This is a genomic window from Pseudomonas sp. BF-R-24 (assembly GCF_019947335.1).
GTDB classification, from domain to species: domain Bacteria; phylum Pseudomonadota; class Gammaproteobacteria; order Pseudomonadales; family Pseudomonadaceae; genus Aquipseudomonas; species Aquipseudomonas jessenii.
On the sequence record NZ_JAGYGG010000006.1, the window covers coordinates 86,893 to 109,556 of the forward strand.

The 22,664-nt window shown below is 59.3% G+C and carries 23 protein-coding genes and 1 other RNA gene; 18 read left to right on the forward strand and 6 right to left on the reverse strand.

Annotated elements, in window-relative coordinates; translation table 11 throughout:
• The first annotated feature begins 23 nt into the window (after positions 1-23).
• On the forward strand, positions 24-1,118 hold the full coding sequence (zapE, locus tag KGA98_RS06950; protein WP_007998226.1) for a cell division protein ZapE: 1,095 nt from the start codon (positions 24-26) through the stop codon (positions 1,116-1,118).
• A gap of 194 nt (positions 1,119-1,312) precedes the next feature.
• On the opposite strand, the gene KGA98_RS06955 is transcribed toward zapE, so the two are convergent.
• Positions 1,313-2,233: a GlxA family transcriptional regulator gene (locus KGA98_RS06955; RefSeq protein WP_174245557.1), complete on the reverse strand. Its 921-nt coding sequence runs from the start codon at positions 2,231-2,233 to the stop codon at positions 1,313-1,315.
• A gap of 221 nt (positions 2,234-2,454) precedes the next feature.
• Here KGA98_RS06955 and KGA98_RS06960 point away from each other — a divergent pair, with 221 nt between their 5' ends.
• A complete protein-coding gene (locus KGA98_RS06960) occupies positions 2,455-3,591 on the forward strand; it encodes an acyl-CoA dehydrogenase family protein (RefSeq protein WP_150814948.1) in 1,137 nt (378 codons plus the stop codon).
• A gap of 103 nt (positions 3,592-3,694) precedes the next feature.
• Here the strand turns inward: KGA98_RS06960 and KGA98_RS06965 are convergent, their stop codons facing one another.
• Complete coding sequence (locus KGA98_RS06965) at positions 3,695-4,735, reverse strand: NADP(H)-dependent aldo-keto reductase (RefSeq protein ID WP_223501914.1); 1,041 nt, start codon at positions 4,733-4,735, stop codon at positions 3,695-3,697.
• Between the two features lie 245 nt (positions 4,736-4,980).
• Here KGA98_RS06965 and rplM point away from each other — a divergent pair, with 245 nt between their 5' ends.
• The 7 genes from rplM to KGA98_RS07000 all read left to right on the forward strand — a co-directional run bounded on the left by rplM (position 4,981) and on the right by KGA98_RS07000 (position 9,869).
• Positions 4,981-5,409, forward strand: coding sequence for a 50S ribosomal protein L13 (gene rplM / locus KGA98_RS06970; protein ID WP_007917032.1), 429 nt, complete (start codon positions 4,981-4,983; stop codon positions 5,407-5,409).
• A 14-nt stretch (positions 5,410-5,423) separates the two neighbouring features.
• Complete coding sequence (gene rpsI, locus KGA98_RS06975; RefSeq protein WP_003228056.1) at positions 5,424-5,816, forward strand: 30S ribosomal protein S9; 393 nt, start codon at positions 5,424-5,426, stop codon at positions 5,814-5,816.
• A 268-nt stretch (positions 5,817-6,084) separates the two neighbouring features.
• Positions 6,085-6,678: a ubiquinol-cytochrome c reductase iron-sulfur subunit gene (gene petA, locus KGA98_RS06980; protein ID WP_057713353.1), complete on the forward strand. Its 594-nt coding sequence runs from the start codon at positions 6,085-6,087 to the stop codon at positions 6,676-6,678.
• Positions 6,678-7,889, forward strand: a complete 1,212-nt coding sequence (locus KGA98_RS06985) for a cytochrome b (RefSeq protein ID WP_034149536.1) — start codon at positions 6,678-6,680, stop codon at positions 7,887-7,889. The genes petA and KGA98_RS06985 overlap by 1 nt, the downstream gene beginning before the upstream one ends.
• Positions 7,889-8,671 carry a cytochrome c1 gene (locus KGA98_RS06990; protein WP_057713354.1) on the forward strand — a complete coding sequence of 261 codons (783 nt, stop codon included), beginning with the start codon at positions 7,889-7,891 and terminating at the stop codon, positions 8,669-8,671. Before KGA98_RS06985 ends, KGA98_RS06990 begins: the two co-directional genes overlap by 1 nt.
• A 150-nt stretch (positions 8,672-8,821) precedes the next feature.
• Positions 8,822-9,439, forward strand: coding sequence for a glutathione S-transferase N-terminal domain-containing protein (locus tag KGA98_RS06995; protein WP_007989864.1), 618 nt, complete (start codon positions 8,822-8,824; stop codon positions 9,437-9,439).
• A 16-nt stretch (positions 9,440-9,455) separates the two neighbouring features.
• Positions 9,456-9,869: a ClpXP protease specificity-enhancing factor gene (locus KGA98_RS07000; RefSeq protein WP_007998247.1), complete on the forward strand. Its 414-nt coding sequence runs from the start codon at positions 9,456-9,458 to the stop codon at positions 9,867-9,869.
• A gap of 143 nt (positions 9,870-10,012) precedes the next feature.
• On the opposite strand, the gene KGA98_RS07005 is transcribed toward KGA98_RS07000, so the two are convergent.
• From KGA98_RS07005 to KGA98_RS07020, 4 genes are all read right to left on the reverse strand, one after another.
• Positions 10,013-10,591, reverse strand: a complete 579-nt coding sequence (locus tag KGA98_RS07005; RefSeq protein ID WP_057713355.1) for a BON domain-containing protein — start codon at positions 10,589-10,591, stop codon at positions 10,013-10,015.
• Positions 10,588-11,181, reverse strand: coding sequence for a phosphoheptose isomerase (locus KGA98_RS07010; RefSeq protein WP_007972584.1), 594 nt, complete (start codon positions 11,179-11,181; stop codon positions 10,588-10,590). The genes KGA98_RS07005 and KGA98_RS07010 overlap by 4 nt, the downstream gene beginning before the upstream one ends.
• A 103-nt stretch (positions 11,182-11,284) precedes the next feature.
• Complete coding sequence (locus KGA98_RS07015) at positions 11,285-11,647, reverse strand: YraN family protein (protein ID WP_090457618.1); 363 nt, start codon at positions 11,645-11,647, stop codon at positions 11,285-11,287.
• On the reverse strand, positions 11,647-13,458 hold the full coding sequence (locus KGA98_RS07020; RefSeq protein ID WP_223501915.1) for a penicillin-binding protein activator: 1,812 nt from the start codon (positions 13,456-13,458) through the stop codon (positions 11,647-11,649). The genes KGA98_RS07015 and KGA98_RS07020 overlap by 1 nt, the downstream gene beginning before the upstream one ends.
• A gap of 177 nt (positions 13,459-13,635) precedes the next feature.
• Between KGA98_RS07020 and rsmI the strand changes: the two genes are divergently transcribed.
• From rsmI to mraY, 9 genes are all read left to right on the forward strand, one after another.
• Positions 13,636-14,541: a 16S rRNA (cytidine(1402)-2'-O)-methyltransferase gene (gene rsmI, locus KGA98_RS07025; protein WP_167362876.1), complete on the forward strand. Its 906-nt coding sequence runs from the start codon at positions 13,636-13,638 to the stop codon at positions 14,539-14,541.
• Positions 14,542-14,616: 75 nt separating this feature from the next.
• Positions 14,617-14,970, forward strand: an RNA gene (gene rnpB / locus KGA98_RS07030) — RNase P RNA component class A.
• 356 nt (positions 14,971-15,326) lie between these two features.
• A complete protein-coding gene (gene mraZ, locus KGA98_RS07035; protein WP_007917012.1) occupies positions 15,327-15,782 on the forward strand; it encodes a division/cell wall cluster transcriptional repressor MraZ in 456 nt (151 codons plus the stop codon).
• On the forward strand, positions 15,779-16,726 hold the full coding sequence (gene rsmH, locus KGA98_RS07040; protein ID WP_007972589.1) for a 16S rRNA (cytosine(1402)-N(4))-methyltransferase RsmH: 948 nt from the start codon (positions 15,779-15,781) through the stop codon (positions 16,724-16,726). The genes mraZ and rsmH overlap by 4 nt, the downstream gene beginning before the upstream one ends.
• Positions 16,723-17,016, forward strand: a complete 294-nt coding sequence (gene ftsL, locus KGA98_RS07045; protein WP_007998257.1) for a cell division protein FtsL — start codon at positions 16,723-16,725, stop codon at positions 17,014-17,016. The genes rsmH and ftsL overlap by 4 nt, the downstream gene beginning before the upstream one ends.
• Positions 17,016-18,755 carry a peptidoglycan D,D-transpeptidase FtsI family protein gene (locus tag KGA98_RS07050; protein WP_173677933.1) on the forward strand — a complete coding sequence of 580 codons (1,740 nt, stop codon included), beginning with the start codon at positions 17,016-17,018 and terminating at the stop codon, positions 18,753-18,755. Before ftsL ends, KGA98_RS07050 begins: the two co-directional genes overlap by 1 nt.
• The gene (locus KGA98_RS07055; RefSeq protein WP_057713360.1) at positions 18,755-20,218 is read left to right on the forward strand and encodes a UDP-N-acetylmuramoyl-L-alanyl-D-glutamate--2,6-diaminopimelate ligase; all 1,464 of its coding nucleotides are present in this window, start codon (positions 18,755-18,757) and stop codon (positions 20,216-20,218) included. Before KGA98_RS07050 ends, KGA98_RS07055 begins: the two co-directional genes overlap by 1 nt.
• Positions 20,211-21,578 carry a UDP-N-acetylmuramoyl-tripeptide--D-alanyl-D-alanine ligase gene (locus tag KGA98_RS07060; RefSeq protein ID WP_223501916.1) on the forward strand — a complete coding sequence of 456 codons (1,368 nt, stop codon included), beginning with the start codon at positions 20,211-20,213 and terminating at the stop codon, positions 21,576-21,578. Before KGA98_RS07055 ends, KGA98_RS07060 begins: the two co-directional genes overlap by 8 nt.
• Complete coding sequence (mraY, locus tag KGA98_RS07065; protein ID WP_150814944.1) at positions 21,578-22,660, forward strand: phospho-N-acetylmuramoyl-pentapeptide-transferase; 1,083 nt, start codon at positions 21,578-21,580, stop codon at positions 22,658-22,660. Before KGA98_RS07060 ends, mraY begins: the two co-directional genes overlap by 1 nt.
• The last annotated feature ends 4 nt before the right edge of the window (positions 22,661-22,664 follow it).

A 22,664-nucleotide genomic window follows, 5' to 3' on the forward strand; every position in this document is an offset into this window, starting at 1 on the left:
TTTTGTTGCCTTGCTAACGAATTATGACGCCCCTAGAACGATATCAAGCTGATCTGAAACGCCCGGAATTCTTCCATGACGCCGCGCAGGAAACTGCCGTGCGTCATTTGCAGCGCCTGTACGACGACCTGGTCGCGGCCGAGCAAAACAAGCCGGGCCTGCTGGGCAAGTTGTTTGGCAAGAAGGATCAGACCCCGGTCAAGGGCCTGTATTTCTGGGGCGGCGTAGGTCGCGGCAAGACTTACCTGGTGGACACCTTCTTCGAAGCGCTGCCCTTCAAGGAAAAGTCCCGCACCCACTTCCACCGCTTCATGAAGCGTGTGCACGAAGAGATGAAAACCCTGGGCGGCGAGAAAAACCCGCTGACCATCATCGCCAAGCGCTTCGCCACCGAAGCCCGGGTCATCTGCTTCGATGAATTCTTCGTTTCCGACATCACCGACGCCATGATCCTTGGCACCCTGATGGAAGAACTGTTCAAGAACGGCGTAACCCTGGTCGCGACTTCGAACATCGTGCCGGATGGCCTGTACAAGGATGGCCTGCAACGCGCGCGCTTCCTGCCGGCCATTGCGCTGATCAAGCAGAATACCGAGATCGTCAACGTCGACAGCGGCGTCGACTATCGTCTGCGTCACCTCGAACAGGCCGAGCTGTTCCACTATCCACTCGACGAAGCCGCCAACGAAAGCCTGCGCAAGAGCTTCCGTGCACTGACACCGGAATGCACGGCAGCGGTCGAAAATGACGTGCTGATGATCGAAAACCGCGAAATCCGTGCCCTGCGCACCTGCGATGACGTGGCCTGGTTCAACTTCCGTGAACTGTGCGACGGCCCGCGCAGCCAGAACGACTACATCGAACTGGGCAAGATCTTCCACGCCGTGCTGCTCAGCGATGTCGAGCAGATGAGCGTCACCACCGACGACATCGCCCGACGCTTCATCAACATGGTCGACGAGTTCTACGACCGTAACGTGAAGCTGATCATTTCTGCTGAAGTCGAGCTAAAGGATCTCTACACCGGCGGGCGCTTGAATTTCGAATTCCAGCGTACCCTCAGCCGACTGCTGGAAATGCAATCCCACGAATTCCTGTCCAGGGCGCACAAGCCGTAGGGCAGTTCGGAAAATGAAAGAGGCCTGCAAATGCAGGCCTTTTTTGTGCGCGGAAGAACCTCTTTGGGCTCACCAAAGTCTGTGTGGGAGCGAGCTTGCTCGCGATGACGGCGGCACATTCAGTATTGATGTGACTGATGCGCCGCTATCGCGAGCAAGCTCGCTCCCACTGGGGGGCATTTGTATGCCTGTGATTACGCCGCTTGCTGAAACTGCTGCCGATACTGATTCGGTGACAACTCCGTGTGCTGGCGGAACAGCCGCGCAAAGAAGCTCGCATCGTCATAACCAACCTCGTAGCTGATGGTCTTGATGCTCTTGCGGCTGCCGGACAGCAAGCCCTTGGCGGTTTCGATGCGCAGGCGTTGCAGGTAATGCAGTGGCTTGTCGCCGGTGGCGGTCTGGAAGCGGCGCATGAAGTTGCGGATGCTCATGCCGTGTTCGCGGGCGACGTCCTCGAAACGGAACTTGTCGGCGAAGTGTTCTTCGAGCCAGTGCTGGATCTGCAGGATGATCACGTCCTGGTGCAGTTTCTGCCCGCCGAATCCAATCCGTCCCGGTGAATAGCTGCGCTGCACTTCATAGAGGATGTCTCGGGCTACGGCCTGGGACACGTTGGCGCCGCAGAAGCGCTCGATCAGGTAAATATACAGGTCGCATGCCGAGGTGGTGCCGCCGGCGCAGTACAGGTTGTCGGCGTCGGTCAGGTGTTTGTCCTGATTGAGCTGGACCTTGGGGAAGCGTTCGGCGAAGGCATTGAAGAAGCGCCAGTAGGTAGTCGCTTCCTTGCCATTGAGCAGCCCGGCTTCGGCCAGCCAGAAAACACCAGTGGCCTCGCCGCACAGTACGGCGCCGCGCGCATGTTGCTGGCGCAGCCAGGGCAGGATTTGCGGGTAACGTTTGCTGAGGTTGTCGAAATCGTCCCAGAACGCGGGAAGAACGATGATGTCGGCGTTTTCCAGTCCGCCATCCACCGGAATCATCACATCGCTGAAAGTGTTGACCGGTTTGCCATCGGGGCTGACCAGGCGGGTTTCGAACGCCGGTGTCAGGCCCTGGCCCAGCTGTTTGCCGTAGCGCAGGCTGGCGAGGTGGAAGAAATCCTTGGCTTGCATGAGGGTGGAAGCGAAAACCCGGTCGATGGCCAGGATGCTGACGCGCCGCAGGGGCGTGGAGGCTTGGTTAGACATAATTCAACTTTATTTTTATAGGGGGAAGTGGTCACCAGACGGCTGGATCGTCTTATTTTTTGTCGGATGTGTCCAGTGTCCTGTATCGGAAGCGAGGCATAGTCTCTGAAGGTCAATTCCTTCTAAAAACAAAGAAAAGGTGCCGCATGATCCCCAGAACCCTGTTCAGTTCCGAGCACGAGCTTTTCCGCGACAGCGTGCGGACGTTCCTCGAAAAAGAGGCGGTGCCGTTCCATGGGCAATGGGAAAAACAAGGCTATATCGACCGCAAACTGTGGAACAAGGCAGGGGAGGCGGGGATGCTTTGCTCGCACTTGCCGGAAGAGTACGGCGGCTTGGGGGCGGACTTTCTCTACAGTGCGGTGGTAATCGAAGAAGTGGGGCGACTTGGCCTGACCGGCATCGGTTTTTCCTTGCACTCGGACATCGTGGCGCCCTACATCCTGCATTACGGCAGTGAGACGCTGAAGCACAAATACCTTCCGAAACTGGTGTCCGGCGAGATGGTTACCGCGATCGCCATGACTGAACCGGGTGCCGGTTCCGATCTGCAAGGGGTGAAAACCACGGCCGTACTCGATGGCGATGAGTACGTGATCAACGGCTCCAAGACCTTTATCACCAACGGCTACCTGGCCGATCTGGTGATCGTCGTCGCCAAGACCGATCCGAAGGCTGGCGCGAAGGGCACCAGTCTGTTTCTGGTGGAAGCCAATACGCCGGGCTTCGACAAGGGCAAGCGCCTGGAGAAGGTCGGAATGAAAGCCCAGGACACCTCGGAGCTGTTCTTCCAGGACGTGCGTGTGCCCAAGGAAAACCTGCTGGGCCAGGCCGGGATGGGCTTTGCCTACCTGATGCAGGAGTTGCCCCAGGAACGCCTCACGGTGGCCATTGGCGGGCTGGCTTCAGCCGAAGCGGCGCTGCAATGGACGCTGGACTACACCCGTGAGCGCAAGGCATTCGGCAAGTCGATCGCGGATTTCCAGAATACCCGGTTCAAGCTGGCGGAGATGGCCACGGAAATCCAGATCGGCCGGGTCTTCGTCGACCGTTGCCTGGAGCTGCACCTGCAAGGCAAGCTCGACGTGCCGACGGCGGCGATGGCCAAGTACTGGGGCACCGACCTGCAGTGCAAGGTGCTCGACGAGTGTGTGCAGTTGCACGGTGGCTACGGGTTCATGTGGGAGTACCCGATCGCGCGGGCATGGGCGGATGCACGGGTGCAGCGGATCTATGCCGGCACCAATGAAATCATGAAGGAGATCATTGCCAGATCATTGTAGGAGCGAGCTTGCTCGCGATGGTCGTCAACGATAACGTTGAAAACCTGACACCCAACGGTGTGCTCAGGTTTTTCGCGAGCAAGCTCGCTCCTACAGGTGGGGGTTATGGCGCAGGATTCGGGTGATCCATGTGAATCGCCTCGATCCCTTCCAGTACTTCCTCCGACAGCTTCAAGTCGAAACTGGCGATGTTGCTCTCCAGTTGCTCCATCGTCGTCGCGCCAATGATGTTGCTGGTCACGAACGGCTGCTGCGTCACGAACGCCAGAGCCATTTGCGCCGGGTCCAGGCCGTGCTCGCGAGCCAGGGCCACGTAACGGCTGCATGCCGCTTCCGACTGCGGGTTGAAATAGCGGCTGAAGCGACTGTAGAGGCTCAGGCGACCTTTTGGCGGGCGGGCGCCACCTTCGTACTTGCCTGACAGGAAACCGAACGCCAGCGGCGAATAGGCGAGCAGGCCGCATTGCTCGCGGATGGCGATTTCCGCCAGGCCGACTTCGAAGCTGCGGTTGAGCAGGTTGTACGGGTTCTGGATCGACACGGCGCGCGGCCAGCCACGGGCTTCGGCCAGGGCCAGGAAGCGCATGGTGCCCCATGGCGTCTCGTTGGACAGGCCGATGTGGCGGATCTTGCCGGCGCGGACCTGCTCGTCCAGCGCTTCGAGGGTGTCCTCCAGCGGAGTCAGGTTGGCTTCGATCTTGTGCTTGTAGCCCAGTTGCCCGAAGAAGTTGGTGCTGCGCTCCGGCCAGTGCAGTTGGTACAGGTCGATGTAGTCGGTCTGCAGGCGCTGGAGGCTGGCGTCCACTGCTTCGGTGATGTGCTGGCGGTTGTGCCGCAGGTTTTTGTCGCGGATGTAGTCGATGGTGTTGCCGGGGCCGGCGATCTTGCTGGCCAGGATCCAGTCGGCGCGATCGCCGCGGCTTTTGAAATAATTGCCGATGTAGCGTTCGGTGGTGGCGTAGGTTTCGGCCTTGGGTGGCACCGGGTACATCTCGGCGGTGTCGATGAAGTTGATCCCGGCGCTCTTGGCTCGCTCAATCTGGGCGAAGGCGTCTGCCTCGCTGTTTTGCTCGCCCCAGGTCATGGTTCCGAGGCAGAGGGCACTCACGTTCAGATTGGTTCGGCCTAGCTGGCGATAGTCCATCGGGTGCTCCTTGGGCAAAACAATCATAAAAGCAGGTTGAATTATTTTTCGCAATCTGCATAATTGCGCACCTCTTTCTGCAGTGGAAGTGATGCGCCGCCGCCGAAGAATCTTGCCGTTGAACGGACGCGCCGACCCGAGCCCCCGAAAGCGTCTGTATCCGGCTGCCTTTGACTTGTCAAAGTACGCACTATTCAGTAAGATCCGCCGTCTAATTTACAGGGCGGCCCCTGAGGCTATAAAGAATGAAAACTTTTACTGCTAAACCGGAAACAGTAAAGCGCGACTGGTTTGTCGTCGACGCTGCTGGTCAGACCCTGGGTCGTCTGGCCACCGAAATCGCGAGCCGTCTGCGTGGCAAGCACAAGCCTGAGTACACTCCTCACGTTGACACCGGCGACTACATCGTCGTAATCAACGCTGAGCAGATTCGTGTTACCGGTGCTAAAACCACTGACAAAATGTACTACTCCCACTCCGGTTTCCCGGGCGGCATCAAGTCGATCAACTTTGAAAAGCTGATCGCCAAGGCCCCTGAGCGCGTGATCGAGACCGCGGTTAAAGGCATGCTGCCTAAGAACCCACTGGGTCGCGACATGTACCGTAAGCTGAAAGTCTATGCGGGCGCTGCACACCCACATACTGCTCAGCAGCCCCAAGAACTGAAGTTTTAACGGAATAGTACATTATGTCGGCGACTCAAAATTACGGCACTGGCCGTCGCAAGACCGCAACCGCACGCGTTTTCCTGCGTCCGGGTACTGGTAACATCTCCATCAACAACCGTTCGCTGGATAACTTCTTCGGCCGCGAAACTGCCCGCATGGTAGTTCGTCAGCCGCTGGAGCTGACTGAGACCGTCGAGAAGTTCGACATCTACGTCACCGTGATCGGCGGTGGTGTGAGTGGTCAGGCTGGCGCAATCCGCCACGGCATCACTCGTGCTCTGATGGACTACGACGAGACTCTGCGCAGCGCCCTGCGTAAAGCCGGCTTCGTAACCCGCGATGCTCGTGAAGTTGAACGTAAGAAAGTCGGTCTGCGTAAAGCGCGTAAGCGTCCGCAGTACTCGAAGCGTTAATTCGCTTTCACGTTCAAAAAAGAACGCCCAGTTTCCTCACGGAGCTGGGCGTTTTTTTATGTCTGCGATTTATCAAAGAATTGCGCTGTGACAACTTGCCACATCCGCAGACACCCTATACTACAAGGCTTGGGGGTGATGGGTTCCGGTAATTACCTTGTCAGAATTGGGGCTTTTCATTACCATTCGGCAAAATTTTTATAAGTACATAGTTTTACTTAGTAGATGCCTGATTTAACAGGCCACAAAGCTGATGGGAGAGGACTGAATGAGCAATGACGGCGTGAATGCAGGCCGGCGTCGCTTCTTGGTAGCAGCCACATCCGTGGTGGGTGCTGCAGGAGCGGTGGGGGCTGCGGTCCCGTTCGTGGGGTCATGGTTTCCCAGTGCCAAGGCGAAAGCCGCAGGTGCACCGGTGAAAGTGAATGTCAGCAAAATCGAGCCAGGCCAGCAGATGATTGCTGAGTGGCGCGGCCAGCCGGTGTTCATCGTCCGCCGTACACAGGAAATCCTGGGGAATCTTAAGAAGATCGAGGGCCAGCTCGCTGACCCGGCCTCCAAGAACTCGACACAACCGACTTACGTTGATCCGGAAACCCGTTCGATCAAGCCCGAGGTCCTGCTGCTGATCGGTATCTGCACGCACCTGGGTTGCTCGCCGACCTTCCGTCCCGAAGTGGCACCTGCGGATCTGGGTAAGGACTGGGTAGGCGGCTATTTCTGCCCTTGCCACGGTTCCCACTACGATCTGGCTGGTCGCGTCTACAAGTCGCAGCCTGCGCCTTTGAACCTGCCAGTTCCCCCGCATTCCTATGAGACCGATGAAATTATTATCATTGGCGTCGATACGGAGAAAGCGTGATGAGCAAGTTCATGGATTGGGTTGATGCGCGCTTTCCCGCCACCAAGATGTGGGAAGACCATCTCAGCAAGTATTACGCTCCGAAGAACTTCAACTTCTTCTACTTCTTTGGCTCCCTGGCGCTGCTCGTTCTGGTCAACCAGATCGTTACCGGTGTCTGGCTGACCATGAGCTACACCCCATCGGCGGAAGAGGCATTCGCCTCCGTCGAATACATCATGCGCGATGTCGAGTACGGCTCGATCCTGCGTCTGCTGCACTCCACCGGCGCTTCGGCGTTCTTCATCGTGGTCTATCTGCACATGTTCCGTGGCCTGCTCTACGGTTCGTACCAGAAGCCGCGTGAACTGGTGTGGGTCTTCGGCATGCTGATCTACCTGGCGTTGATGGCCGAAGCCTTCATGGGCTACCTGCTGCCGTGGGGCCAGATGTCCTACTGGGGTGCACAGGTGATCATCTCGCTGTTCGGTGCGATCCCGGTCATCGGCAACGACCTGACCCAGTGGATTCGTGGTGACTACCTGATTTCCGGTATTACCCTGAACCGCTTCTTCGCCTTGCACGTGGTTGCCCTGCCGATCGTTATCCTGGGTCTGGTGGTGCTGCACATCCTGGCGTTGCACGAAGTCGGTTCGAACAACCCGGACGGCGTGGACATCAAGAAGCACAAGGACGAAAACGGCATACCGCTGGACGGCATTGCTTTCCACCCGTACTACACCGTGAAAGATATCGTCGGCGTGGTGGTGTTCCTGTTCATCTTCTGCTCGATTGTGTTCTTCTTCCCGGAAATGGGCGGCTACTTCCTCGAAAAGCCGAACTTTGAAGTGGCGAACGCCTTCAAGACCCCAGAGCACATTGCTCCGGTCTGGTACTTCACTCCGTTCTACGCCATCTTGCGTGCGGTTCCGGACAAGCTCCTGGGCGTTATCGCCATGGGCGCGGCCATCGCGGTGCTGTTCGTCCTGCCGTGGCTCGACCGCAGCCCGGTCAAGTCGATGCGCTACAAAGGCTGGCTGAGCAAGATCTGGCTCTGGGTGTTCTGCATTTCGTTCGTGATCCTGGGCGTGTTGGGTGTTCTGGCTCCGACTCCAGGCCGTACGCTGTTGTCGCAGGTGTGTACCTTCCTGTACTTCGCCTACTTCATTCTGATGCCGTTCTACACCAGGCTCGAGAAGACCAAACCGGTTCCGGAAAGGGTGACTGGCTGATGAAAAAACTATTTGCTGTATTGATGCTTGCTGCACTGCCGGTGTTTGCTTTCGCAGCTGAGCACGGTGGCCCCGAGCTGGAAAAAGTCGACATCGACGTTTCCGATAAAGCGGCCATGCAGGACGGCGCGCGTACCTTCGCCAACTACTGCATGGGTTGCCACAGTGCCAAGTTCCAGCGCTATGAGCGTGTTGCCGACGACCTGGGCATTCCTCATGAGTTGATGCTCGAGAAGCTGGTGTTCACTGGCGCCAAGATCGGCGATCACATGAGCATCGGCATGCAGCCAGCGGACGCCAAGGCCTGGTTTGGCGCAGCGCCGCCGGACCTGACCCTGGTTGCTCGTGTTCGCGGCACCGACTGGCTCTACGGTTACCTGAAGTCGTTCTACGAAGATCCTTCGCGCCCATGGGGTGTGAACAACAAGGTCTTCCCGAACGTGGGCATGCCTAACGTCCTGGTCGGCCTGCAGGGTCGCCAGGTGGTGGGTTGCAAACAGGTTCAGATCGTCGAAGACGGCAAGAAGCAATATGACCCTCTGACCGGTACGGCGCTGACTCATGAAGCGTGCGATCAGTTGACCATCGTGCCGAAAAGCGGTGCCCTGACTGCAGAGCAGTTCGATGAGAAGGTCAAGAATCTGGTAACCTTCCTGGCTTACTCGGCTAACCCGGTTAAGCTGCAACATCAGCGCATCGGTACGTACGTATTGTTGTACCTGGCGTTCTTCTTCGTCTTCGCTTACCTGCTCAAGCGCGAATACTGGAAAGACGTGCACTGATAAAGCTTCAAGCTATTGCTGTTAATCGCGCGCGCCCAAGGGCGCCTCTGAAGATGTAGCGAAACTGGTGATCCAGTCGTTACGGGAGGCGCCCTCTGGGCGCGCTCGTTTTTCCGCTTTCGATAATTTCTACAAGCGAGGAGGATCGCCATGGGCGTGACCAATCGGTTGGCCTGTTACTCCGACCCCGCCGACCACTATTCCCACCGAGTGCGCATCGTACTGGCAGAGAAGGGTGTCAGCGCCGAGATCATTTACGTGGAGGCTGGTCGCCAGCCACCTAAACTGATTGAGGTGAACCCTTACGGCAGCTTGCCCACGCTGGTCGATCGCGACCTGGCGTTGTGGGAGTCGACTGTGGTGATGGAATATCTGGATGAGCGTTACCCGCACCCGCCGCTACTGCCGGTTTATCCCGTGGCGCGTGCCAACAGTCGCCTGCTGATGCACCGCATTCAGCGAGACTGGTGTGGTCTGGTGGACCTGATTCTGGATTCGCGGACCAAGGAAGCGGCTCGTGCCGTGGCTCGAAAAGAGTTGCGCGAAAGCCTGACGGGTGTGTCGCCACTGTTTGCCGACAAACCGTTTTTCCTCAGTGAGGAACAAAGTCTGGTGGATTGCTGCCTATTGCCAATACTCTGGCGATTGCCGATTCTGGGTATAGAACTGCCGCGGCCGGCGAAGCCGCTGCTTGATTATATGGAGCGCCAGTTTGCGCGTGAGGCTTTCCAGGCGAGTCTGTCTGGTGTCGAACGCGACATGCGCTAAGGCTTAAGGAGCCGTTATGAACTCCAGTCGACCTTATCTGGTCCGCGCGCTCTATGAGTGGATTGTGGACAACGATTGCACCCCGCACATGCTGGTCAATTCCGAGTACCCGTCGGTGCAGGTGCCTCAGGGGTTTGCCAGTGACGGACAGATCGTCCTGAACGTATCGCCACAAGCCGTGCGTCACTTGCACATGGATAACGAGGCGGTCAGTTTCGAGGGGCGCTTTGGTGGCGTACCGCACACCTTGTACGTGCCAATTGCTTCGATCCTGGGTATCTACGCCCGGGAGAATGGCCAGGGCATGGTGTTCGATCTGGAATCGCCCATGGGCGAGGATGACGAGATCGAGCCGGATGACGATCTTCCACCACCCGACAGTGAGCCGCCGCGTCCAAGCGGTCGCCCCAGTCTGAAAGTGGTGAAGTAATAAAAAAGGCGATCCGCAAGGATCGCCTTTTTTATTACGTTGTAGGAGCGAGCCTGCTCGCGATGGGCGTGAACGATGACGCGTGCAGTCTGAATGAACGCATTCGCCAAACGTTTTTCGCGAGCAAGCTCGATCCTGCAGGGTCAGTCGATGTACTCGAACAATTTCACGATCTTCTGCACACCGGAAACCCCTTGCACCAGGTTGGTCGCCTGCGCGGCTTCCTGCTTGGTCAGCAGGCCCAGCAAGTAGACGATGCCGTTTTCAGTGACTACCTTGATGCGCGAGCCAGGGATGTTCGCATCGGCGAGCATCTGGGTCTTGATCTTGGTGGTCAGCCAGGTGTCGTTCTGGCGTGCCAGCAACGAAGAAGGTGGCAGGACTTGCAGTTCGTTGTGCACCTTTTTCACGCGCTGGACAGCGGCGGCAGCCTGTTCGGCCTTGGCCTTGAGGTCTGCGCGTGGCGTTTGCCCGGCGAGCAGTACGACACCGTTGAAGCTGGTGACGACGATATGCGAATCCTTATCCAGGGCTGGGTCGGCCTTGGCGACGTTCACGCCAACCTTGGTGTCGATCAGGGAATCGTCGATCTTGCTGCCCAGTGTGCGAGTGCCGCGGTCATCTTCAATCGGTGCTTCACGGCTGGCAGTCACCACCGAGGTGCAGCCGCTGATGCTGAGGCACAGGGTCAAGGCCAGTAGGCCAAGGCGATTAGGGGTCATTCTTCACTCCCGAACAATTGGCTGTCGATCAAGTCGCAAAGGCAATGGATCGCCAGCAGGTGGACTTCTTGAATACGAGCGGTGACATTGGCCGGTACGCGAATCTCGACGTCCTCGGGCAACAGTAGCGACGCCATGCCGCCGCCATCACGTCCCGTCAATGCTACGACAATCATTTCGCGATCATGTGCGGCCTGAATCGCTTGAATTATGTTGGCCGAGTTGCCGCTGGTGGAGATAGCCAGCAACACATCGCCCGGTTGGCCGAGTGCACGGATCTGCTTGGAGAAGATTTCGTTGTAGCTGTAGTCGTTGGCAATCGAGGTGATCGTCGAGCTGTCGGTCGTAAGGGCGATGGCCGGCAGGCTTGGGCGTTCGCGCTCAAAGCGATTGAGCAGCTCGGAGGAGAAGTGCTGGGCATCGCCGGCAGAGCCGCCATTGCCGCAGGAAAGCATTTTGCCTTCGTTGAGCAGGGCGTTGACCATGACCTGGCTGGCTTGCTCGATGTGCGGTGCAAGTACTTCCATCGCCTGTTGCTTGGTGTCGATACTGGCCTGAAAAAGCTGGCGAATTCGGGATTGCATGTCCATCTGTGTGACCTTAAGTAGCGCGGCTGTTCGGCACGTGAATGTGCAGCCCGCAAAGCAAAGAGCAAAATGTTGGGTGATAGTGTCCGGTTCGCAATGCCGGCGATCAGCCGTCGAAGGCATTCTGTAGCCAGTTCAACTGATCGAGGTGGCTGTCGATGGCAATCACGTCGAAGCGGCAAGGGGAATTGGCCCAGCGCGGCTCGCGCTGAAGATAATATTGCGCGGCGAAAATCAGTTTTTGCCGTTTGCGCTCATCGATGCTATCGAGCGCGCCGCCCCATTGAGTGTTTTTTCTGTAGCGGACTTCAACGAATACTACTGTATCGCCATCTAGCATGACCAGATCAAGCTCGCCGCGTTTACACAACCAGTTCTGCGCCAGCAGGCGCAGACCTTGTTGTTGAAGATGCTCGAGCGCATGGCGCTCGGCATCCTTGCCGCTTTGCTGGCGTGACCTGTCAGGCATCAGCGAGCGGTGTCCGGCAGGCGCTGAACCTGGCCATTGGCGAACTCGGCCCATGGTAACTGGCGCACGACCCGCTGGCTCTGGGACATGCCAAGGCTGCCCGATTCGCCGTCGATGCGGCTGTCCGGCAGTGACTTGAGCTGGCCCAGGCGTGGCGCCAGACGATAGGCGTCCACACCCATGGCATACAGGCGCCCCAGGCTGCCGGCGGCTTGTGGCCACTGGGCAGTGACCTGGCGGCGCAGTGGATCATTGGCGTCCAGCAACCATGGCGTCTCGCAGAAGCGAATGCCATTCATGTCGTTGTACTGGTTGACGTCACCGTTGGCGCTGAACACGTGGGAGGTGGCATAGACCGGAACATCGCCTGCGTACTGGAAGTTCAGGGTCGGTTTGATCTGCTGGGCCTGTTGCGGTGTAGCGGCGAGGAAAATGAACTCGATGTCCTGGCGGCGCGATGGCTGGGCAGCCACTTGCGAGCCAACGGTGCTTTGCAGGCTCTTGGCGCGACCTTCGCTCTGACGCAGCTGGAACATGTCGGCAATTTGCTGGGCCAACTGGACCGGTTGGTCGACGCGTTCGGTGGCGACGATGGTGCCGCCATTGGCTTGCCAATCCTGGCTGAACGCCTTGAGGACGCGGTCGCCCCATTCACCTTTCGGCACCATGATGGCTGCGCGATGCAGGCCGTCGGCGCGAGCGCGGCGCGACACTTCGCGGGCTTCGTCTTCAGCGGCAAGGCCGAACTGGAACAGTTGCGCCGGGCCTTGATCGCCCTCGCTGTAATTCAATGCCAGGGTGGTGATCGGCAACTGCGGGCGAGTGCTCAGCTGTTTGACCAGCGGCTTCTCCAGCGGGCCGACGACCAGTTGCACGCCATCGGCCTGGGCCTTGCGGTAGAACTCGTCCATGGAAGTCAGGCGCGAGCTGTCATAAAACTCGATGGCGGGTGGTTTCTGCCCGGCCTGTTGGGCCTGGTAGTGAGCGGCCATGAAGCCGTCGCGCAGCGCTTTGCCAACCGCCGCCAGTTGGCCGTCCTGAGGCAGCAGCAGGGCGATCTTGTTCAGGGGCTGGCTGGCCAGTTCCTTGAGTTGGGTCAGTGGCTGCGGCAATTGAATGGCTGCCGGGTGCTTCGGATTCTGCGCGCGCCAGTTGTCGATGGCGGCCTGTTGCTGCTCCAGGGTGCCGGCGGATTTCACGGCCAGTGCAAGGGCCATCCAGCCGCCGAGATCGTCGGTGGCACTTGGCTGCAACTGATTGGTCGGCAGCGAAGCGATCAGGGTCCAGATGGCTTCGTGGTTTTTGCTCGCGGCTTCGCCTTCGAGCATCGGGGCGATGAAAATGCGCTGGCGAGCGGCGGCAAGGGTCTGGCCATCGGCTTCAAGTGCGCGGGCGTGGATGGTGCCGGTGCGGACCTGTTGTTCCTCGGGCAGTTCGCTCAAGTATTGCAGGCTCGGATGGCTCAAGGCGGCCAGCGCGGCCTTGGGCTGATTGCGTGTCATGGCCAGTTCCGCCGCCAGGGTGTTGGCGAAAACCTGTGGGCCCGGCTTGAGCTGTTCGACAGGAACCTGTTGCAGGATTTGCGCGGATTGGCCGGCATTGCCCTGGCGATAAGCCAGGTCGGCGGCGCTCAGGCGCAGCAGGGCGGCATCTTCCGGTGATTTGCTTTGGGAGGCCTTCTCAAGCAGTTGCTCGATACTGGCGTCCGGTGTCCGTGGAAGCTCGCCAAGGCTGGAGGAGGGCGAGCTGGCGCAAGCCGTCAGCAAGGCAGCGAGGCAGAGGGCAGATAACAGCCGCAGGCAAGCGATCATGTAAGCGTTCCTGATACTCGATCAAATTAGCGTGGAATTGTACCCAAGCACTGGCCGGGGCGCGATGTTACTGGCGTGAATCGATCAATTTAGCTGGTGTAAATGTTGCGCCAGCGCACAAACGGTCACCGATACCTCGTTTGCTTGCGGGTATCGTGAGTCTCGCTACGCGCTACAATGGCGACTTTTACCGACCATGAGGTGTGCGCTTTGACTGCTCCAGGTGCTTTGAATTCCGCTGCTGGCTCGCTTTATGTGGTGGCGACGCCCATCGGCAACCTGGATGACATCAGTGCGCGGGCGCTGAAGATTCTCCGTGAAGTGGCCCTGATCGCCGCGGAAGACACCCGTCATTCCCAGCGCTTGATGCAGCACTTCGGCATTGCGACGCCATTGGCGGCCTGCCATGAACACAACGAGCGGGATGAAGGTAGTCGCTTTATCACTCGTCTGCTTGCCGGTGACAACGTGGCGTTGATCTCGGATGCCGGGACGCCGCTGATTTCCGATCCGGGTTATCACCTGGTGCGGCAGGCCCGGGCAGCGGGTATTAATGTAGTGCCGGTTCCGGGTGCCTGCGCGTTGATTGCAGCGCTGTCGGCAGCAGGGCTGCCTTCCGACCGCTTCATATTCGAAGGTTTTCTGCCTGCAAAGGCTGTGGGGCGACGTGCGCGCCTCGAGCAGGTAAAGGAAGAGCCTCGCACATTGATCTTCTATGAGGCCCCGCATCGCATTCTTGAATGTCTGCAAGACATGGAGCTGGTGTTCGGTCCGGAGCGCCCGGCGCTGCTTGCCCGCGAGCTGACCAAGACCTTTGAGACCCTCAAGGGGCTGCCGCTGGCTGAGCTGCGCGAGTTCGTCGAGTCGGATAGCAACCAGCAGCGCGGTGAGTGCGTGGTACTGGTGGCGGGCTGGTCCGCGCCCGAAGAGGAAGGTGCCGTCAGCAGCGAGGCGATGCGCATCCTCAACCTGTTGCTTGAAGAAATGCCGCTCAAGCGTGCGGCGGCATTGGCGGCGCAAATCACCGGCGAGCGAAAGAATGTGCTGTACCAAATCGCACTGGATCAGCAGAAGGGCGAGTAAAACCCGACGCGCAGGCGTACCCAATGGCGCTTGGTGCTTGTTCTTCGGCCGCTCTGCCGGTAACCTTCGCGGCGGAGAGTCGATCGGACAGTCGCTGCCCCCTATGAAAATTAGGGGGGGGAGGAAAGTCCGGGCTCCATAGGGCGAAGTGCCAGGTAATGCCTGGGAGGCGTGAGCCTACGGAAAGTGCCACAGAAAATAACCGCCTAAGCGCTTCGGCGCCGGTAAGGGTGAAAAGGTGCGGTAAGAGCGCACCGCACGTCTGGCAACAGTTCGTGGCTAGGTAAACCCCACTTGGAGCAAGACCAAATAGGGTCCCAAGGCGTGGCCCGCGCTGGGACCGGGTAGGTTGCTAAAGATGTCCAGTGATGGCCATCGTAGACGAATGACTGTTCAAGACAGAACCCGGCTTACAGATCGACTCTCCACCTTTTTCTTTCCTCTGCTTGAATCATTGAGCAGGGGGTTGGGTGATAGCAATTTCCCTCCTTACACATTCATCCGCAGAACCTCTTTTGTAATACCAAAAAAATCTTACTCTTAATAAATTACTTTAACTTTCGAACGCAGCCTTCTGTGCTGATTCAAGTTATTGGTCAGTTTCATCTGCCGGATTCTCGTTGTCCCTCCGTTAATGATCCTAAATCTCAGTTCTGTAAGGGTTTTCCTTTACTCCGCGCCTTGACGGTGTGGTGGGCGCATTCCTATAGTGTGCGCAAGTGGCGGAAAGTGGCATGAAGTGGGTTTTTTGAACTCAAAACGCTAGAATTTGGAGAAACGCAGACGTGTTTCGCGGAGCCAACGCTATCAGTCTCGATGCAAAGGGCCGTCTCGCAATGCCGAGCCGGTACCGTGACGAGCTCGATTCGCGCAGTTCCGGTCAATTGATCGTGACAATTGATGCCGTTGATCCTTGTTTGTGTGTTTACCCCCTCGATGAGTGGGAAATTATTGAAACCAAACTGCGCGCACTGCCTTCGCTTCGCGAAGAGAACCGCCGCCTGCAACGTTTACTGATTGGTAATGCCGTCGACCTCGAGCTCGATGGCAGTGGTCGTTTTCTGGTTCCGCCGCGTCTTCGTGAATATGCCAAGTTGGATAAGCGCGCGATGTTGGTAGGCCAACTGAACAAGTTCCAATTGTGGGACGAGGATGCCTGGAACGCGGTTTCTGCCGCCGACCTGGCTGCCATTCAACAACCGGGCGCGATGCCTGATGAACTGCGTGATTTGATCCTGTGACTATTGATAGCGGCTTTAACCACATCACCGTACTGCTTGACGAAGCCGTCGAGGCTCTCGCCGTACGTCCTGATGGCTGCTATCTGGACGGCACGTTCGGACGCGGCGGACACAGCCGGTTGATCCTCAGTCAGCTCGGTCCCGACGGTCGGTTGCTCGGATTCGATAAAGATCCACAAGCGATTGCCACCGGGCAGACGCTAGCGGCCGAAGACGGCCGCTTTGTCGTTGTGCAGCGCAGCTTTGCCGAGCTCGGTTCGGAAGTCGCCGAACGCGGTCTGGCCGGCAAGGTCAGCGGCGTGTTGCTGGATCTTGGCGTGTCCTCGCCACAGCTCGACGACCCTGAGCGCGGCTTCAGCTTCCTCAACGACGGTCCGCTGGACATGCGCATGGATCCGTCCCGTGGCATCAGCGCCGCCGAATTCGTCAACACCGCGCCCGTGGAAGAAATCGCCCGGGTGTTCAAGGAATACGGCGAAGAGCGTTTCTCCGGCCGCATGGCCCGTGCTGTGGCCGAACGTCGCGACATCAAGCCATTCGAGCGCACCGGTGACCTGGCAGAAGTCCTGAAGGTCGCCAACCCAGCCTGGGAAAAGGGCAAGAACCCCGCAACCCGCGCGTTCCAGGGGTTGCGTATCCACGTCAACAACGAACTGGGTGATCTGGAAACCGGCCTCGAAGCCGCGCTGGAGTGCCTGGAAGTGGGCGGTCGCCTGGTGGTGATCAGCTTCCATTCGCTGGAAGACCGTATCGTCAAACTGTTCATGCGCAAACTGGTGAAAGGCGAAGCCGACAACCTGCCGCGCAACCTGCCGGTTCGGCATGTCGCCTTCGAACCGAAAATCAAAGTCCATGGCAAAGCGCAGACGGCCTCCGACGCCGAACTCAAAGCCAACCCACGTTCCCGTAGCGCTGTCATGCGTGTGGCGGAGAAGCTGCGGTGAGCAAGCTTTTCGCCAAGCCATTGCCCGGCGGAAGCTTCTTCATGCTGCTGCTGTTTGTCGGCGTGCTCGTGTCGGCCATCGGCGTGTCTTACAGCGCTCACTGGAACCGTCAGCTATTGAATTCGCTGTACAACGAACTGAGCGTGCGCGACAAGGCGCAGGCGGAGTGGGGCCGGTTGATTCTGGAGCAGAGCACCTGGACTGCCCACAGCCGTATCGAAGTGCTGGCCACCGAACAATTGAAAATGCACATCCCCGGTGCCGCTGACGTGAAGATGGTGGCGCCATGATGAAACTCGAAGGTGCACTCTTTCCTTGGCGGTTCCGCGTGGTGCTGGGTTTGCTCGGCATCATGGTGGCCGCGATTGCCTGGCGCATCATCGATTTGCAAGTGGTCGACCGTGCCTTCCTTAAAGGTCAGGGCGATGCCCGCAGTGTTCGTCATATTCCGATTCCGGCTCACCGTGGTCTGATCACCGACCGTAACGGCGAGCCTTTGGCCGTGAGTACTCCGGTCACCACCCTCTGGGCCAATGCCAAGGAAATGCAAACGGCCAAAGAAAAGTGGCCGGCACTGGCGGCTGCCCTGGGGCAGGACCCGAAAGCCCTGGCCGAGCGCCTTGAAGCGCAGGCCAACAAGGAATTCATTTATCTGGTGCGCGGGCTGACGCCTGAGCAGGGCCAGGCGGTGCTCGATCTCAAAGTGCCTGGCGTCTATGGCATCGAAGAGTTCCGCCGTTTCTATCCGGCCGGTGAAGTGACCGCGCATATGGTCGGCTTTACCGACATCGATGACCATGGCAAGGAAGGTATCGAGCTGGCCTATGACGAATGGCTGGCCGGGGTGCCGGGTAAACGACAAGTCATCAAGGACCGGCGCGGCCGGTTGATCAAGGATGTCCAGGTCACCAAAAACGCCAAGGCCGGCAAGCCCTTGGCGTTGTCCATTGACCTGCGCCTGCAATACCTGGCCAACCGCGAACTGCGTAACGCGATCATCGAGAACGGCGCCAAGGCCGGCAGCCTGGTGATCATGGACGTGAAGACCGGCGAGATTCTCGCGATGGTCAACCAGCCGACCTACAACCCGAACAACCGCCGCAACCTGCAGCCGGCGATGATGCGTAACCGCGCGATGATCGACGTGTTCGAGCCAGGCTCGACCATGAAAGCGATCTCGATGAGCGCCGCCATCGAAACCGGCCGCTGGAAACCGAGCGATACCGTCGAGGTGTATCCGGGCTCCCTGCAGATTGGCAAGTACACCATCAAGGACGTATCCAAGACCGAAGGCCCGGTGCTCGACCTGACCGGCATCCTGATCAATTCCAGTAACGTCGGCATGAGCAAGGTCGCGTTCGATATCGGCGGCGAAACCATTTTCCGTCTGGCGCAGAAAGTCGGCCTCGGCCAGGACACTGGCCTGGGCTTCCCGGGCGAGCGCGTCGGCAATCTGCCGAACTACCGCGAATGGCGCAAGGCAGAAACCGCCACGCTGTCCTACGGCTACGGTGTTTCCGTGACCGCGATCCAGCTGGTCCACGCCTTCTCGGCCCTGGCCAACAACGGTCGCCTTGCACCGTTGACCCTGATCAAGACCGACAAGGCGCCGCAAACCACCCAGGTGCTGCCGGAGGCCGTCGCAAAAACCATGCAAGGCATGCTGCAACAAGTGATCGAAGCCCCGCGCGGTGTGTTCCGTGCGCAGGTGCCGGCGTATCACGTGGGCGGCAAGTCGGGTACTGCGCGTAAAACCTCGGTCGGCACCAAGGGTTACGCCGTGAACTCCTACCGTTCGCTGTTCGCCGGTTTCGGCCCGATGAGCGATCCGCGTTACGCCATCGTGGTGGTAATCGACGAGCCGACCAAGGCCGGTTACTTCGGCGGCCTGGTTTCTGCGCCGGTGTTCAGCCGTGTGATGTCGGGCACCCTGCGCCTGATGAACATTACCCCGGACAACCTGCCACCTACTCAACAAGCGAACGCAACACCGGTCGTTCCGCTGAAAGCCAATGGAGGGCGCGGCTGATGTCCCTGAGCCTGAACAAGATTTTCCCTCACGCCGGCCACGATCTGCTGATTCGCGAACTCGCCCTGGACAGCCGCAATGTGCGTGCGGGTGATCTGTTCCTCGCTGTGCCGGGCGGTAAATTCGATGGGCGCGCGCATATGGTTGACGCCCTGCAGCGTGGTGCTGCCGCGGTGGCCTATGAAGTAGAAGGCGCCACGGTCCTGCCGATCACTGAAGTGCCGTTGATTCCGGTCAAAGGTCTGGCGGCTCAGCTGTCGGACATCGCCGGGCGTTTTTATGGCGAGCCAAGCCATCACCTGAACCTGGTGGGCGTGACCGGTACCAACGGCAAGACCAGCGTGACTCAATTGATCGCCCAGGCGCTGGACCTGCTCGGCCAGCACTGCGGCCTGGTCGGCACGCTCGGTTCGGGTTTCTATGGGGCGCTGGAAAGCGGCTTGCACACCACGCCGAACCCGATTGCCGTGCAAGCGACCCTGGCGGACCTGAAAAAGGCCGGGGCCAAGGCCGTGGCGATGGAAGTTTCTTCCCATGGCCTGGATCAGGGGCGCGTGACTGCCCTGGCGTTCGATGTGGCAGTGATGACCAACCTGTCCCGCGATCACCTGGATTATCACGGCACCATGCAGGCCTACGGCGAAGCCAAGGCCAGGCTGTTTGACTGGAATGACTTGAAATGCCGCGTGGTCAACCTCGACGACAAGTTCGGCCGGCAACTGGCCGCCGACAAGCGCGAGTCGCGGTTGATCACCTACAGCCTGGAAGACTCCAGCGCCTACCTGTATTGCCGTCAGGCGCAATTCGACGACGAAGGCGTGCGCGCCACGCTGGTCACGCCACAGGGCGAGCACCACTTGCGCAGCACCTTGCTCGGTCGCTTCAACCTGAGCAATGTCCTGGCGGCGGTCGGTGCGTTGCTCGGTCTGGATTACGCCCTGGACGAAATTCTCAAGGTGCTGCCGAAGCTTGAAGGCCCTGCCGGGCGCATGCAGCGCTTGGGCGGTGGCTCGCAGCCGCTGGTGGTGGTCGATTACGCCCACACCCCGGATGCCCTGGAAAAAGTGCTGCTGGCTCTGCGTCCACACGCCAAGGGTCGGCTGCTGTGCCTGTTCGGCTGTGGCGGCGACCGCGATCGCGGCAAGCGTCCGTTGATGGCCGAAGTGGTTGAGCGCCTGGCCGATGGCGTGCTGGTGACCGATGACAATCCGCGCACTGAAGACCCTGCAGTGATTTTCGATGACATCCGCGCCGGTTTCACGGCTGTGGATAAAGTGGAGTTCGTTGCCGGTCGTGGTCAGGCGATTGCCCGGTTGATCGCCAGTGCCTCGGCGGATGACGTGATTGTCCTGGCCGGGAAAGGTCACGAGGACTATCAGGAAATCAACGGCGAACGCCATGCCTTTTCCGATCTGGTCGAGGCCGATCATGCCTTGACCGCGTGGGAGGTGGCCCATGCTTAAGGCCTTGAAACTGAGTGAACTGACCGGTGCGCTGAGTGCTCGCCTGGTGTCCGCCGATGCCAGCTTCGACGGCGTCAGCATCGACAGCCGTGCAATCAAGCCGGGCCAGCTGTTTATTGCCCTGACCGGTCCGCGTTTTGACGGTCATGACTATCTGAATGAAGTCGCCGCCAAGGGCGCCGTGGCTGCGCTGGTCGAGCGTGAAGTCGCTGGCAGCACGCTGCCGCAGTTACTGGTCAGCGACACTCGCCAGGCCCTCGGTCAGTTGGGCGCGCTCAATCGCGCCGCCTACACCCATCCGGTCGCGGCCGTCACCGGTTCCAGCGGCAAGACCACGGTCAAGGAGATGCTTGCGAGCATCCTGCGCACCCGTGGTCCGGTGCTGGCGACTCGTGGCAACCTGAATAACGACCTTGGCGTGCCGTTGACCTTGCTCGAACTGGCACCGGAACACACCGCTGCCGTGATCGAACTGGGTGCCTCGCGCCTGGGTGAAATTGCCTACACCGTCGGCCTGACCCGGCCGCACGTGGCCATTCTCAACAATGCCGGGACCGCCCACGTCGGCGAGTTCGGCGGCCCGGACAAAATCGTCGAAGCCAAGGGCGAGATCATCGAAGGGCTGGATGCCGATGGTGTCGCCGTTCTCAATCTTGACGACAAGGCATTCGGTATCTGGAAGGCACGCGCCGGTTATCGCAAAGTGCTGACGTTTGCGTTGAGCAACGCCAGCGCCGATTTCTACGCCAGTGACCTGACTACCGATGCCCGTGGCTGCCCGGCGTTCAACCTGCACAGCCCTGAAGGCGTGGAGCGCGTTCAATTGAACCTGCTCGGCACCCATAACGTCGCCAATGCCATGGCCGCCGCCGCAGCCGCCCATGCCCTGGGTGTGTCGCTGTTCAGTATCGCCACCGGCCTTGGCGCGATGCAACCGGTCAAGGGGCGCACCGTCGCGCAACTGGCCACCAACGGCATGCGCGTGATCGATGACACTTACAACGCCAATCCCTCCTCCATGTGCGCTGCCGTTGATATACTGGCCGGCTTTTCCGGTCGCACCGTCCTGGTGCTCGGAGACATCGCCGAGTTGGGCGATTGGGCGGAACAGGGGCACCGCGACGTGGGCGAGTACGCCCGTGGCAAGGTTTCTGCGCTGTACGCCGTCGGGCCAATGATGGCTCACGCCGTGAACGCATTCGGTCCACAGGCTTTTCACTTCAGCACGCAGGCTGAACTGATCAAGGCCCTGGACGCCGAGCAAGACACAAACACCACCATTTTGATCAAGGGGTCGCGCAGCGCTGCGATGGAAAACGTCGTCGCCGCCTTGTGCGGGTCCAGTCTGGAGAAACATTAATGCTGCTGCTGCTAGCGGAGTATCTGCAACAGTTCTACAAAGGCTTCGCGGTCTTCCAGTACCTGACCCTGCGCGGGATTCTCGGTGTACTGACCGCGCTGGTCTTGTCGCTGTGCTATGGCCCATGGATGATCCGCACGTTGCAGAGCCGTCAGATCGGTCAATCCGTTCGCAACGACGGCCCGCAGTCGCACCTGTCCAAGTCGGGTACACCGACCATGGGCGGCGCGCTGATTCTGTCGTCCATCGGTGTCAGCACCCTGCTGTGGGCTGACCTGAGCAACCGTTACGTCTGGGTCGTACTGCTGGTGACCTTGCTGTTCGGCGCCATCGGCTGGGTCGACGACTACCGCAAGGTCATCGAGAAGAACTCCCGTGGCTTGCCGAGCCGCTGGAAATATTTCTGGCAATCGGTGTTCGGTCTGGGCGCGGCGATCTTCCTTTATATGACTGCCGCCACGCCGGTGGAAACCACGCTGATCCTGCCGATGCTCAAGGACTACAGCATTCCGCTGGGCGCCGGCTTCATCGTGTTGACCTATTTCGTGATTGTTGGCTCGAGCAACGCGGTCAACCTGACCGACGGCCTCGACGGCCTGGCGATCATGCCGACCGTGATGGTTGGTGGTGGCCTGGGCATTTTCTGCTACCTGTCGGGTAACGTGAAGTTCGCCGAATACCTGCTGATTCCTTACGTACCGGGCGCAGGCGAGTTGATTGTGTTCTGTGGCGCGTTGATCGGAGCCGGCCTGGGCTTCCTGTGGTTCAACACCTATCCGGCGCAAGTCTTCATGGGTGACGTCGGCGCACTGGCGCTGGGCGCGGCCCTGGGCACCATCGCGGTGATCGTCCGTCAGGAAATCGTCCTGTTCATCATGGGCGGCGTGTTCGTGATGGAAACCCTGTCAGTCGTCATCCAGGTCGCCTCTTTTAAACTGACCGGTCGCCGCGTATTCCGCATGGCGCCCATTCACCACCACTTTGAACTCAAGGGCTGGCCCGAGCCGCGCGTGATCGTCCGTTTCTGGATCATCACCGTGATTCTCGTGCTGATCGGCCTTGCCACCCTGAAGCTGAGGTAGAAAC

What these genes read in the sequence shown, in the direction of transcription:
- petA (WP_057713353.1), top strand. Translation starts at nt 6,085, where the DNA reads ATGAGCAATGACGGCGTGAATGCAGGCCGGCGTCGCTTCTTGGTAGCA.
- rsmI (WP_167362876.1), top strand. Translation starts at nt 13,636, where the DNA reads ATGGCGACTTTTACCGACCATGAGGTGTGCGCTTTGACTGCTCCAGGT.
- KGA98_RS06995 (WP_007989864.1), top strand. Translation starts at nt 8,822, where the DNA reads ATGGGCGTGACCAATCGGTTGGCCTGTTACTCCGACCCCGCCGACCAC.
- KGA98_RS07015 (WP_090457618.1), bottom strand. Translation starts at nt 11,647, where the DNA reads ATGCCTGACAGGTCACGCCAGCAAAGCGGCAAGGATGCCGAGCGCCAT.
- KGA98_RS07055 (WP_057713360.1), top strand. Translation starts at nt 18,755, where the DNA reads ATGTCCCTGAGCCTGAACAAGATTTTCCCTCACGCCGGCCACGATCTG.
- rpsI (WP_003228056.1), top strand. Translation starts at nt 5,424, where the DNA reads ATGTCGGCGACTCAAAATTACGGCACTGGCCGTCGCAAGACCGCAACC.
- mraY (WP_150814944.1), top strand. Translation starts at nt 21,578, where the DNA reads ATGCTGCTGCTGCTAGCGGAGTATCTGCAACAGTTCTACAAAGGCTTC.
- KGA98_RS07005 (WP_057713355.1), bottom strand. Translation starts at nt 10,591, where the DNA reads ATGACCCCTAATCGCCTTGGCCTACTGGCCTTGACCCTGTGCCTCAGC.
- KGA98_RS07020 (WP_223501915.1), bottom strand. Translation starts at nt 13,458, where the DNA reads ATGATCGCTTGCCTGCGGCTGTTATCTGCCCTCTGCCTCGCTGCCTTG.
- KGA98_RS07050 (WP_173677933.1), top strand. Translation starts at nt 17,016, where the DNA reads ATGAAACTCGAAGGTGCACTCTTTCCTTGGCGGTTCCGCGTGGTGCTG.
- KGA98_RS06985 (WP_034149536.1), top strand. Translation starts at nt 6,678, where the DNA reads ATGAGCAAGTTCATGGATTGGGTTGATGCGCGCTTTCCCGCCACCAAG.
- zapE (WP_007998226.1), top strand. Translation starts at nt 24, where the DNA reads ATGACGCCCCTAGAACGATATCAAGCTGATCTGAAACGCCCGGAATTC.
- KGA98_RS06960 (WP_150814948.1), top strand. Translation starts at nt 2,455, where the DNA reads ATGATCCCCAGAACCCTGTTCAGTTCCGAGCACGAGCTTTTCCGCGAC.
- KGA98_RS06990 (WP_057713354.1), top strand. Translation starts at nt 7,889, where the DNA reads ATGAAAAAACTATTTGCTGTATTGATGCTTGCTGCACTGCCGGTGTTT.
- KGA98_RS07060 (WP_223501916.1), top strand. Translation starts at nt 20,211, where the DNA reads ATGCTTAAGGCCTTGAAACTGAGTGAACTGACCGGTGCGCTGAGTGCT.
- KGA98_RS07010 (WP_007972584.1), bottom strand. Translation starts at nt 11,181, where the DNA reads ATGGACATGCAATCCCGAATTCGCCAGCTTTTTCAGGCCAGTATCGAC.
- KGA98_RS06965 (WP_223501914.1), bottom strand. Translation starts at nt 4,735, where the DNA reads ATGGACTATCGCCAGCTAGGCCGAACCAATCTGAACGTGAGTGCCCTC.
- KGA98_RS06955 (WP_174245557.1), bottom strand. Translation starts at nt 2,233, where the DNA reads ATGCAAGCCAAGGATTTCTTCCACCTCGCCAGCCTGCGCTACGGCAAA.
- KGA98_RS07000 (WP_007998247.1), top strand. Translation starts at nt 9,456, where the DNA reads ATGAACTCCAGTCGACCTTATCTGGTCCGCGCGCTCTATGAGTGGATT.
- rplM (WP_007917032.1), top strand. Translation starts at nt 4,981, where the DNA reads ATGAAAACTTTTACTGCTAAACCGGAAACAGTAAAGCGCGACTGGTTT.